Genomic DNA, 12744 nt, shown 5'->3' with positions numbered 1-12744 from the left:
GTGAAAAAAGGTTGAGAGAGGCAAAAAAAAAGGGAGAAACGCCCGAATTTTCAGGGGCGGGAGATTCACAGCCGGAAACAGACGGCATCAAGAATACGCTTTTAAAAATGAATATCCGTCTCCCGAAGCAAATGCGCAGGACAGAATGGAGCCCGTCAAAAAAGTTCTCATCTGCCTTTTTGTACAGCAAAATGCCGTTACAGCCCGCTCATCCCCTTTTTTAATAATAATGGTCCGTTTTGAAATGGAGCCGTCTTTTTTCATATATATAATATCAATCGGAAGCTGCTTTTCCAAGGAATGTCTCAATATCATGTTCATGTATATACCTCCTTCTGTCGGTTTCATTATAAGCGAACAAATGTTCTTTTTCAAATGAAAAAGCCGCAAGTAACCAGCTCTCTGAAAGGACAAACAAACGGACCGAATATACTGCCTGTTCATATGGTATAGAGAGAATCGCCAGAATGGGAGGAAAAGTATATATGTTTGGTTACTCAATGGTACAAATGGTTCGGTCAAATGCTCATAAGCTGGACGGGCCGCTCAGAGAAAACGTATTACAGTTATATAAACCCTTCAAATGGACGCCTTGCTTTCTCCATCGTTTTTTCGAAAAAAAGGTGAAAAACAGAAAGAAAATGTCAGTCATCATTGAATTCGAGGAAGGCTGCCATGAATCCGGGTTTCACAGCACAGGCCAGGTCCTGTCAAATGAGAAACGCTGCACGATCAAAAAGCAGTTTCACACAATCAATTGCTGCAGTGCTGAAGTCACCCCGGCCGCCCTTCACATGCTTCTTTCTCAATGCCGGGATATCCGTAAAGTCTATTTAAACCGGGAAGTAAAAGCACTTCTTGATACGGCAGCCGAATCATCCCATGCAAAAGAAGTGACCCGAAACGGCACCGTATTAACAGGAAAAGGGGTAACCGTTGCCGTCATTGATACCGGAATCTATCAGCACCCCGATTTAAAAGGAAGAATTACCGGATTTGCAGACTTTGTGAACCAAAGGACAGAACCGTATGATGACAACGGCCACGGCACCCATTGCGCCGGTGATATCGCGAGCAGCGGCGCTTCGTCTTCCGGAAAATATCAGGGACCCGCGCCGGAAGCCAATCTGATCGGTGTCAAAGTTTTAAACAAAACAGGATCAGGAACCTTGGCTGATATCATTGAAGGTGTGGAATGGTGCATACAATATAATAAAAAACACACTGACAATCCGATCCGGATCATCAGCATGTCACTGGGCGGAGAAGCGCTCAGATATGACAAAGAAACGGACGATCCGCTCGTCAAGGCCGTTGAAGAAGCATGGAACGCAGGAATCGTCGTCTGCGTCGCCGCGGGCAATTCCGGTCCGGAAGCTCAAACAATTTCAAGCCCCGGCGTCAGTGAGAAGGTCATCACGGTAGGCGCCTATGATGACAATGATACGGCCGCGAATGAAGACGATACGGCTGCTTCTTTCTCAAGCCGCGGCCCGACGGTGTACGGAAAAGAAAAGCCTGATATTCTCGCGCCCGGAGTCGATATCGTGTCCCTTCGTTCACCTCGTTCATACCTTGACAAATTACAAAAATCAAATCGTGTAGGGTCGTTGTATTTAAGTCTGTCGGGCACGTCGATGGCCACTCCGATCTGTGCGGGCATTGCTGCTTTAATCCTTCAGCAGAACCCGCAGCTTACGCCTGACGAAGTGAAAACACTGATCAAGGAAAGTCCGGATAAATGGACAAATGAAGATCCGAACATTTACGGAGCGGGCGCAGTGAACGCCGAAAACGCCGTGCCGAGAGAATAATCTTTATATGATGAGTAAACGGGGTCGTCTGCACCGCAAGATGACCCCGTTTTTAGTAAACAATTATAATGAAGAAACTAGTAACTCTTTAAAACCGGCTGTCAGAAAAAAAAGATCAAGCGGAGGAGTGTATTTCTAAAAAAATAGGGAATAAGTATGGTGTAGATAAAAGGAGGAATATCAATGGCACTTACAAACACCGAACTATCAGAATGGCTGCAAAAGCAGATCGGACAAACGCTTGATATCAGAAAAGGAGAGCTGACAGACAGCCGGAACGAGATTTCTGATATGGACCAGATCATGCTTCACCTTGATGATGTTCTCGTCCGCCGGACAAATCATCCCGATGACTATGTAGCTGACGAAGAACTCGTCCTAAAAGGACACGGCACAACCTATACGGAGGAAGGAAATGTCCCGCTCCCTCAAGATGCGTATGAAATCCCTTTGCTCGGCGAGATTACCATCCAAAAAGAGCAAGACGGATTAAAGGTACATACAGATCGGGCCGTTTATACAATCGGGACCCGAAAAGAGCAATAAAACGAAAAAAACGCCGTGAATCAGCGGCGTTTTTTTATTGGTTTTTTTCTTCCGAGTAGCCGTGGAACATTGTAAATGCGCAAAGCATAATGCCTAAAATAATGATAATCGGGAGCCAGATCACGGCAAATTTATAATCCGGTTCGGCAAATGCGCCGATAACCGCCCCAAAGCAATACAGCACCAAGGCAAGCGCGCGCAATACCGCATCTCTTGTAAACTGCTTCCGCTTGTCCGCTTTGTAAAACCTTGCGGTGAGATCTTCAAAAAAATTAGCAAGCGTTCCCGTTAATACAGTAGTCGAAATCCCGGCTACTCCAAGTTTTCTCGCGGCTGTTGTCTGCATCCCCATTGCGAAGCTGAGCAGCATAATCAGCACATAAACAGAAATGGATTCTGCAAAAAAGCAGGAGAACAGAGCAAACAAAAGTAAAACAGCCCCTTCAATGATCAATGCGGCAGTGACCGCAGGAGGCCAGAATGATTTCTTTTTATTACCGACAAGCCAAGCCGCGGCCATAACGCCTGCAATAAATCCGATTAACGAGGTTAAAGATTTGAGTACGGCAAGATGCCATGAGTTGCCGATCGCCATGCCGAACAGAACGATGTTCCCCGTCATGTTGGCGGTAAAGACGTGTCCTAAACTTAAATAACCGATCACATCCACAATTCCCGCAGTTAAACAAAGAAGCAAAAGTGCAATATTTCGGTATGTAGTCACCGTCAATGTGATCCAATCCTTTCTCATGCTGAGTCCAACATATAAGTTTACTCTTCGCCATTTCATATGTCCAGCCGGTACGCCGCCTTTTCAAAGCATAAAAAAACTCCGGCGCGCCGGAGAAGATTACTGAACGATAAATAATACTTTCGTGCCGTCGGAATACCTGCTCATTTGATTTCCAACCCATGAGCCGGCCCCACGATTGTCCGAAGGGGTTACATATCTGATATCAGCTCCCGCCCCGCCTTCTGTACAGACCGCCATCGGCCATTCATCACGGTCAAATCCGGGCTTTGTCGGAATTCCTTTTAATGATTCTTTCCTTCTATCCTCAGCTCCGCCGCGATCAATTGTACAAATGTCAGAGTGCCCTGCCGAAATGGCGTCTTTTATATGATTTCCCGTCTCCGGATATTTTAACAGCGGGAAATAAAGCACCTGATCGTATCTGGACGCGGCTCGGGCAGCATTCTCAGAATGAGTGCCGGCGCTCATAAAGCTGAACTGAAGAGAGATCACCAAAAGCAGACTTGCCGCCCATTTCATAAACGCAGTCATTCACAGCCTCCTTAAGAAGTTGATATGAAGCGTAAATATGTATATTAGCCGGATTCGGCACACATGATGAATTGGCAAAAAAAGTTTGCTGTTTTGTTGATAATCAACGAAAATGACGGCTTTACGGTTTCTCTATTGAACAAGCTTCTGATTCCCTATATATTTTAGACATACTTATGCGCCGTTGTAATCAGTGTCTTCAGCGGATAAAAGGAGGAATGCCGACCGGCAGTTTGTTATGTCTTAAGTCTTTCTTAAAAACATGAAGGCGGGGAAATCAAGATGGAAAAAATAATGTTTCATCCACACTCATCCGAGTTTCACGAGAACCCTTTTGCGGTTTTAAGCACTTTCAGAGAGCTGGATCCCATACATAAATTCGAACTGCAGCGTTTCGGGGGCACCTTTCCGGCTTGGCTCATCACGCGTTATGATGATTGTATGGCGTTTCTAAAGGACAGCAGAATTACGAGAGATGTAAAACGGGTCATGCCGAAGGAGCTGATCGCAAAGCTGAACGTCAGTGAAGATATAGATTTTGTATCAGAGCATATGCTGGCAAAGGACCCGCCGGATCATTCACGCCTGCGGTCTTTGGTGCATCAGGGGTTCACTCCCCGGATGATTGAGCAGCTTCGCACCGGGATAGAACGGATTACAGAAGAGCTGCTGGATGAAATGGAAACAAAAACAGATCCTGATATCATGAGAGATTTCGCCGCTCCGCTTCCGTTTATCGTCATTTCAGAGCTGCTCGGAATTCCGAAAGAGGACCGCGCCTCATTTCAGGTGTGGACAAACGCGATGGTCGACACGTCAGAAAGCGGACGAGAAGCGACCAATCAGGCGCTAAAAGAGTTTAAACAATATATGAAAACACTGATCGAAGAAAAAAGAATACATCCGGGTGAAGACTTGACGAGCAAGCTGATTTACGCAGAAGAGGACGGCCAAAAGCTGAGTGAATCAGAGCTTTATTCCATGCTGTTTTTGTTAGTTGTTGCCGGACTTGAAACAACGGTTAACCTTCTCGGCTCCGGCACACTGGCGCTTCTTTTGCACAAAGACCAGCTGGAGAAGATAAAGCGGCAGCCTGAAACTATCCAGACGGCGGTCGAAGAGCTTTTGCGTTATACCTCTCCCGTCATCATGATGGCGAATCGATGGGCGATTGAAGATTTCGCCTATAAAGATGTTTCCATTAAAAAAGGCGATATGATATTTATCGGCATCGGTTCAGCCAATCGGGACCCGGAATATTTCGATGATCCTGATACATTAAATACAGAGAGAACACCGAACCGTCATATCTCTTTCGGCTTCGGCATTCATTTCTGTCTCGGAGCTCCGCTCGCCCGGATGGAAGCATCCATTGCCTTTACAGCGCTTGTAAAACGGTTTCCGAATATAGAGCTGAAGGGAGCGCCTGAGGATTTATCATGGAGAAAGAATGTGTTTTTAAGAGGGCTTGAAGCACTGCCTGTCAGATTATAATATCCGCCCCCATATTGGGGGTTTTTAAATATCTTATTAACAGGAAACAACAAATCAATATGAAAATTTAGTACATAGTAAATTTAGTTCTCATTAGTCAAAAAAAGCTGTCGGATTGCTCCGGCAGCTCTTTCTATATTACCGTTTTACCAACTCATTTGTTTCGTCCAGCTTTTTTCTGAAAGAATTAAGGAAATTGGCGCTTATCGTTCCTTTATTTGCGTACAGTTTTTCACAGAATGCCTTAATCGCGTTTTGCGGTTTTGATTCCGACAGCATTGTAACATGATTAGAAGACTGAACATCCAGCAGGTGAAATTGTTTTATCTGCCGTTCCCATTCTTCCCAATACGCCTCATGGTCTAACAGATTTTGTTCTTCCTCTGCTGTCAGATAACGTTCAAGATCTCCGAGGAACAAGCCGCTTTTATTACGGAAATAGTAGCACTGCAGCGTTTCCGGATGCGGCAGCGGCTTTATCTCATACTCTTCCATTCCGTAAGCGAGCTGCGTCTTCATCAGTTGCTCCAGCTGCATCCGGATCGCTTCTTCCGGTTTTGGCAGTCCGCGCTCTTTGGCAAGGCTGATCAATTCATTCAATACAGCCTCATCCCCAGCCTGCACGTTAATGTCTTCCCTGCTGATTAATGCGTCTTCAGGATTTTTAGGCTTGAGATATGCCGTAAGCATCGTATTGATCGTTTGCAGCATGACTGACTTGACAGATGGTTTTCTTTCTTTCCATTTTTCACTGTACGGGGTATCAATCATGACGGCGCTTTTCACCGTATGACCTTCCTCCTGCAAGAGGCGCGCCGTTTCATATGCGAGCATTCCGCCTAAGGAATATCCGCCGAGGTCATAAGGGCCTTTCGGCTGTACCGCTTGAATGATTTTCGCATAAGAAGCGGCCAGCTCTCCGATTCCTTGCAGCGGATCTTTCCCTGTCAAACCTCTTGCCTGAATGCCGTAAAAAGGACGCTGGCTTTTTTTGGCGAATGGCTGATACGCTTCGACGCCTCCCGTTCCTCCATGAAACCAGAAAACAGGACGTCCTGTTTCTCTTTCATTCAGCTTGACGAGTTCGGGAAATTTCCCTTCCCCATCCTGCGATTGGTTCGTTTTTAACAGCAAGCTGAGCTCCTTAAGAGTGCCGCAGTTCTGAAGAGCTTCCAGACTTACTCGGCAGTCTGTGTCTTCAAGTTTTTTCAGAAGCTGAATACAGGACATTGAATCGAAGCCGTATTCAGTCAGCGGCTTATTTGGGTCCAGTTCCGCTGCGTCCATTCCTAAAATGTCAGCCGCTATGTCAGCCGCGCCCCCGCGGCGGAACTGTTGATTCTCTAGAATCGGTTCAAGGCTGATGTCTTCTGTCTGACTGCCGTTCCAATACTTCTGTTTTTCAAAAGGATATGTCGGAAGCGGCACTCTTTGAACAGATTTGCCTTGATGGAGTCTGTCCCACGGTATATCCGCACCTTTTACCCAGCAAAATGCCAGCTTTTCCAGATTGTTTTCAGCCAAAAGCGCCTCCGTGACGACTGTACCGAGCGTCCCTTCCAGTAAAATGCCGATGTCTCCTGCTCCAGTCTGCTGACTGCCGGTAAAGAAGCTTTTCACTCCATTGCTTTCTCCTGAAAACTCTCTGTAATCTTTCAGCTTTTCCAGCAGTTCATCTTGATTGCGGGCAACGAATGCCAGGCGGCAATGCATCGCCTCGCGGCCGGTCTGGAGCGTATAAGCAATATCCCGCAGTGACGGAGTATGTTCAGCTTGTATGAAATCGGCCAGCTGACCTGCGGCCGCCTTAAGCCGGCCTTCGCTCTTAGCAGAAAGCACGATAAGCTGCGGTTCATGCACAGATTCTTTGTCTTTAGGGCTCGGACTGTACTGTTCCAAAACGACATGCGCATTCATGCCGCCGAATCCATAGCTGTTAATTGCGGCCCTGCGCGGAATCGGACTGCCTGTACGGTCGGTAAGCTGTGTCCATTCTTGATTGTCTTCAGTGAATCGGAAGCGGCTTTGCTGATTGGTCATTTGCTCATTTTCGGCTGTGAAACCGGGAATCCCCGGGATGGTATGATGTTTCATGGCCATCGCCACTTTTATAAGGGCGGCCAGTCCGGAAGCGAGTTCGCTATGACCGATGCAAGGTTTCACGGTGCTGATGTAACAAGGCGCGCTTTCCTCCTCATTCGCAGACCCGCCGTAACCCGCTTGGATTGCATTGAACTCAAGCGCATCTGCCATTTCGGAGGCGATGCCGTGCGCTTCAATGTATGTGACGGTTTGCGGGTCAACATCCGTGTTTTCGTACGCTTTTTTCATCGCAGCCTTCATCCCCGCCGGATTCGGCGCGTGAAGCGACATGCCTTTACCGCCATGAGACACCCCGGTTCCTTTAATGACCATGTGAATATGATCGCCGTCTTCAATTGCCGCCTCAAGCGGTTTGATGATGATAACGCCCGCACCTTCACTTCTGACAAAGCCATCGGCATCTTTTTGGAAAGATTTCGCCCGGCCGTTTTTGCTTAAATATCCCATTGCGTCAAAACCGATAAAGCCCTTCGGCGACTGCAGAATATTGGCGGCGCCCACGACAGCCTGCTCACATTCGTTATGACGGATTGATTGAACCGCCCTGTGCAAAGCCACCAAGGTTGACGTGCAGGCCGCCTCGTAATATTCACTCGGCCCTTGTAAATTCAAGGCATATGATATCCTGTTCGGAATGATGGACGGAATGGCTGTTCCATTGTTCGGGTCGCTATTACCCGCGGCAACGAAAACGCCCGTCGGTCTGCTTGATAACGTCTTACTCGTCAGGCCCGCATCCTCCATTGCCTTCCATGTATGCATCAAAAGCAGAAACTGCTCCGGCCCCATTTGTGAAGCCTCTTTAGGAGAAATTCCGAAAAAGAGCGGGTCAAATTCTCCGACGCCGTCAATAAAACCGCCCCATCTGACACCTGTGTCATCCTCATCATCGGCGTAACGGCGCCAGTCCCAGCGGTTCGCCGGAATTTCTGAAATACAGTGATCTCCGTTTACGATGTGCTCCCAAAAAGACTGGATATCCGGAGATTGCGGAAACTGGCCTGACATACCGATAATGGCGATTCCTTGTTTGATATTGCCGTTATCACAAGGCCGATGCTGTTCCTTCGGCAAAGTGCGCTCTTCTGTTTCCGTGACCTTAGCCTCTTCTGAATGCTTATGATCGGCAAGCAATTGAGAAAACTTACTCTCATACGCTGACGCAAAGTGGCGGGTCAGCTCTTCTGCCGTCGGGTACTCGAAAAACAATGTCGGATTCACATCGATTTCTGCCTCTTGACCGATCTCTTTTGTCAGTCCGATCAGGCTCGCTGAATCAAGCCCCAATTCCATAATATTTACATCAGAACGCAGGGATGGCACAGGTTCACTCATCATTTTGGCAAGCTTGCCAAGGACATAGCTGCGGATGTGATCTGTCAGACTGCCGGCAGAAACCGGTTGCGCCGGGATTTTAACAGCCGTTCGGGCCGGCTGATTGATCTGTTTCGCTTCCGGACGGAACCGTTTAAGGGCATAGCCTTCATAACACATCACCACTTCAGATCGGCTGCTGATGACATCTGCGTTAAACAGGATCATTTCCCCTGTTTGTTTGGCCAGCTTGATATGCAGCCAGCAATTATCGAGATCTGCCGGGCTGCTGAAGGTGACGGCATTAATGCCGAACGGCAGATAGCTTTCCGCATCGGCTTGGGCCAATAAAGAAAGCGCGGCCAAGTAAGCACTGTTGGCGATTAACGGATTTATGGCGTAATGATGCGCTTGTTGTGAGCCGATATTATTCAGGTTCAGCTTTGCTAACACGGCATCAGTGCCTTTGTACAAGCGTGTGATCGTTTTAAATTCTTCTCCCCACACGACGGTACCCGTGCCGTCGCCGTATAACTTATCTATCCCCACTTCCCGGTAAGAACGCTGAATGGCTGCCAGATCCGCGGGCTGCTTCTGAAACGGATACGGACTGCACTCGGCATACGCCGCTATGCTCCAATCAGGAGACGTGCGGCTGCGGTACATCATGCTCAGTTCAAATGCATCCCCGTTTTGCTTCGATTCAGTTTTCAGCTCGATGCGATCGCCTTTTTTTACGGCAATGGGATTGACGTAATTCAGTTTTTTAATTTGTCCTCCTTCCGCTTCAGGAAAGAGATGATAAAACTGCTCGGCTGCCAGGCTTTTGTATGTAGCGCCGACGAGGACAGGTTCTCCGCTGAATTGATGCCCCTGCACATATGGATCATCATCACTGTATATCACCTGAACGCCGGCAGCGTTTTCTGATTCACCGAACTGAAAAGAAGTCCGGCGGTCAAAAGCATAAGCCGGCAAATGAACGGCGTGCTCTTGCTGCAACTGATCAAATGCGATATTCTCTCCTTTTTCCCATTGCCGCGCCCGATGGCCGACAGCAGAATCGGAGCGGCTCCGCCCCGGCTGATCCGTGCGGTAAGAGGCCAGCTCGTTCAGCAGTTCCTGTACGGAAGAAGCCGTAAATGCCGCCCGATACTCCAAATGATGCGTTCTTTTTTGTAAAGCGGATGCAATGGCGGCCGGATGAAGTGAAGGCGTTTTTTCTAAAAAAGCCGCCAGCCTGTCAAGATAGGCGTCAAAACTCCATTTCGTTTTCGCTGACACGGGGAAAATATATTCTTCATTGCCGTGACGGGCATAATCGGAATTCGGACTGATATATTCTTCTACGATCAGGTTTGCATATGCCCCGCCTGCCCCGAAGGAATTGATCATACTTCTCCGCGGGATGATGTCTCCCGTCTCGGCATCCTTCAGACGCTCCCAATACTCGGTTTTCTCCTGCAGATAAAAGGCCGTTTGTTCAAGTGAGATATTCGGATTTTGCGGTTTTGCGTTAATCGTCGGAACTAACGTTTCCCGCTCCATTTGCAGCAGCACTTTCGTGAGCTGTGACATACCGGAAGCCGCCTCTAAATGGCCAAGATTTGACTTGACAGATCCAAGCGCGCAAAAACGTTTTTTACCGGTATATTGCGAGAACGCGTTTGTCAGGGCAATGACCTCAATCGGATCTCCCAATACAGAGCCGTTTGCCGCTGATTCGACATAACTGATTGTTTCCGGATTGATTCCGGCTTTTCTGATGGAAGCCGCCATGAGCTTCGCCTGCTGTTTCGGATCCGGAGCCGTGTACATCTGCCTTCCGCCGCTATGGCACAATGCGCTGCTTTTAATGACGCCGTAAATATGATCGCTGTCGGCAACCGCTTTGGAGAGCGGCTTCAATAGCACTGCCCCGACCCCTTCTCCCGGCATCAGGCCTGTGCCGGTTCCGAAGCTTTTGCTTTCACTTCCCTGTTCAAGCAAATTCGCCCGTTCAAGCGCATCATATTTAGACGGTTCAAGCGTGAGATTGACCCCTCCGGCAATCGCCATAGAACAGCTGTTAAGCTTCAGGCTCTCACAGGCGAGATGGATGGCGCTCAGTGAGCTGGAGCATGCGGTCGTGACGCCCATGCTCGGACCCGTTAAATTGAAAAAGTGAGAAATGCGGTTAGCGATATGCCAATCCCCTCCGTTAGAGCTGAGCGCGGCTTTTTCCAATGACGGGATATTCCAGAAATATTGATTGTACATACTGCCCATAAATACACCGATGCCGCTGTCTGATTCCTGCCATTTGTTTAATCTTTCTAACGAGTAGCCGCCGTTCTCAAATGTTTCCCATACGGTTTCAAGGCTTAACCGGAGCTCAGGCGTCATCTCCATCACATGGTCTTCCTTAACGTCAAACAAGTGATGGTCAAAAGCGTCAATATGCTGCAGAAATCCGCCGTACCTTGTTTTGCGATCTTCTTTTCGTGTTTCTTTTGCCATTGTTTTCAGAAGACCGGACTTCCATCTGTTTTCCGGGGCTTCTGAAATACAGCTGTCTCCGGCTTTTAAATGCTCCCACAGCTCATCGAGGGTTTCAGATTCAGGGTAGCGGCCGCTGATGCCGATAATGGCAATGTCGTCACGATCAGAGTGATTAGCGGCTGCGGTTTCTTTTTCTTGCTTTGGCACGTCCGGCTCTTTTGGTTCAGTGATAAATCGCCGCGTTTCCGTGACGAGCGGCACCGGTTCAGCCATTACAGGTTCCGGATGCTCCGTTTCAGGAGGCGCTTGTTCGGCTCCAAATGCCTGTTGAAGCTTATCCGGGTAAGTTTCCAGCAAATACTCGGCAAGTTCTTTCGTATTCGTGTGTTCAAATAAGACCGTTTTCGGCAGCTCGCCCGTCAATGTTTCCAGTTCACGGATGAAATTCACCTGCAAAATGGAATCGATGCCGTATTTTTCAAAGCTCGTTTCCGGCTGAATGCGCTCGGGAGCAAGCTTTATCGACTTGGCTAACGTTTCTTTTATGAATTGCACGGTCCGGTCTGTCACTGAGAAAGCCGGTTCTGTAAAATCAGCCGGCTCTTTGGAAGCCGCAGTTTCTTCAGCCGCCTGTGCGTCCGGCTGTTTTTGCCTGATGACACCGTCGCTTTCTGCCGCCACGATCTGCTGGCCAAGCTGATGTGACGGTTCCGCCATAAATGTAACGTACCGATATCCCTCGCTTTCCAGCACGGACTGCCACGCTTCTGGATACAGACCCGGGCACCCGGGAATACGCAGTTCGGCGTCTTCATACAGCCACCAGCCTTCTAAAAGACCGAATGTCAGGTGAGAATAAACCGAATGGCTGCTGATCTCATTTAATAGCAAAATCCCATTCTTTTTAAGCACCGCTTTGGCATTGCGAAGCGTCTGCCGAATATTTTTTGTCGCGTGAAGCACATTTGCCGCAATCACCGCGTCATATGCGCCCGCCTCTACACCCTGCAAAGCCGGGGGCTCCTCCACGTTAAAGCGCTTATAAGTCAAATAAGGATTGTCGGGGCCGTATTCTTTTTCAGCATGCATGAAAAAGGCCTTTGACAGATCGGTATAACAATATTCTTTTACATGACGTTTGTACTCTTTTAATCTTTTGAAAACGGTCGCGCTTGTCCCGCCCGTCCCCGCTCCGATCTCTAGTATCCGGATTTCTGCGTTCAGGTCTTCTTTCAGGCGTTCATCAATGAAAGCCGTCAATGTGTCAGCGAGCACTTCATTAAAGTAGTCTGCCGTTTCATTGTTTTTATAAATTCCTTCTACCAATTCCATTGAGGAATCAGGAAACAGAACATCAGTGGCAGAAACTCTGCCGGATAAAATATCCGGCAAAGCTCTGAGGGCTGTCTCTACTAAAATGATCATCGCCTGTTTGCTGCTGTCCTTGAGTAAAGGAGCTTTCTTTTCATCCCATTCTTCCCACAGCACGTCCGCACGCTCTATCGGACCTGTTAACACATACGTACTGCCTGACTGTTTCAAAAAGCCTTTTTGCACCAAGATGGAGATGCTTTCTTCCAGCCACCTGCCGTAAAACCCCTGCAATACAGGCTGTGTCTCGTTTTCTGTAAAGAATCCGACAGATTTCAGCTGGCCTGCCAATAGTTTGTAAAGAAGATCTTCAGTGTTTTGCAAAGCCGTCCCCTC

The 12744-nt window shown here is 48.2% G+C and carries 7 protein-coding genes; 3 read left to right on the top strand and 4 right to left on the bottom strand.

Translation table 11 applies throughout. The features are described 5' to 3' along the window. Positions 1-87: 87 nt before the first annotated feature. Complete coding sequence (locus ABDB98_RS08865) at positions 88-321, bottom strand: hypothetical protein (protein WP_060962730.1); 234 nt, start codon at positions 319-321, stop codon at positions 88-90. A gap of 164 nt (positions 322-485) precedes the next feature. Between ABDB98_RS08865 and ABDB98_RS08860 the strand changes: the two genes are divergently transcribed. Next, a complete protein-coding gene (locus ABDB98_RS08860) occupies positions 486-1814 on the top strand; it encodes a S8 family peptidase (protein WP_438421981.1) in 1329 nt (442 codons plus the stop codon). 183 nt (positions 1815-1997) lie between these two features. Further along, on the top strand, positions 1998-2360 hold the full coding sequence (locus ABDB98_RS08855) for a hypothetical protein (protein WP_016936035.1): 363 nt from the start codon (positions 1998-2000) through the stop codon (positions 2358-2360). Between the two features lie 34 nt (positions 2361-2394). Here the strand turns inward: ABDB98_RS08855 and ABDB98_RS08850 are convergent, their stop codons facing one another. Continuing rightward, positions 2395-3150, bottom strand: coding sequence for a YoaK family protein (locus tag ABDB98_RS08850; RefSeq protein WP_060962732.1), 756 nt, complete (start codon positions 3148-3150; stop codon positions 2395-2397). 60 nt (positions 3151-3210) lie between these two features. Beyond that, positions 3211-3582, bottom strand: a complete 372-nt coding sequence (locus ABDB98_RS08845) for a NucA/NucB deoxyribonuclease domain-containing protein (RefSeq protein WP_438422130.1) — start codon at positions 3580-3582, stop codon at positions 3211-3213. Positions 3583-3927: 345 nt separating this feature from the next. On the opposite strand from ABDB98_RS08845, the gene ABDB98_RS08840 reads away from it, so the two are divergent. After that, positions 3928-5139, top strand: a complete 1212-nt coding sequence (locus ABDB98_RS08840) for a cytochrome P450 family protein (RefSeq protein ID WP_438421978.1) — start codon at positions 3928-3930, stop codon at positions 5137-5139. Between the two features lie 138 nt (positions 5140-5277). Here ABDB98_RS08840 and ABDB98_RS08835 read toward each other — a convergent pair whose 3' ends face one another. Then, complete coding sequence (locus tag ABDB98_RS08835) at positions 5278-12732, bottom strand: beta-ketoacyl synthase N-terminal-like domain-containing protein (protein ID WP_438421977.1); 7455 nt, start codon at positions 12730-12732, stop codon at positions 5278-5280. Positions 12733-12744 lie beyond the last annotated feature (12 nt).

It is taken from the genome of Bacillus siamensis, assembly GCF_051628075.1.
Lineage (GTDB): Bacteria > Bacillota > Bacilli > Bacillales > Bacillaceae > Bacillus > Bacillus siamensis.
This window is presented reverse-complemented; position numbering and strand designations above follow the sequence as displayed.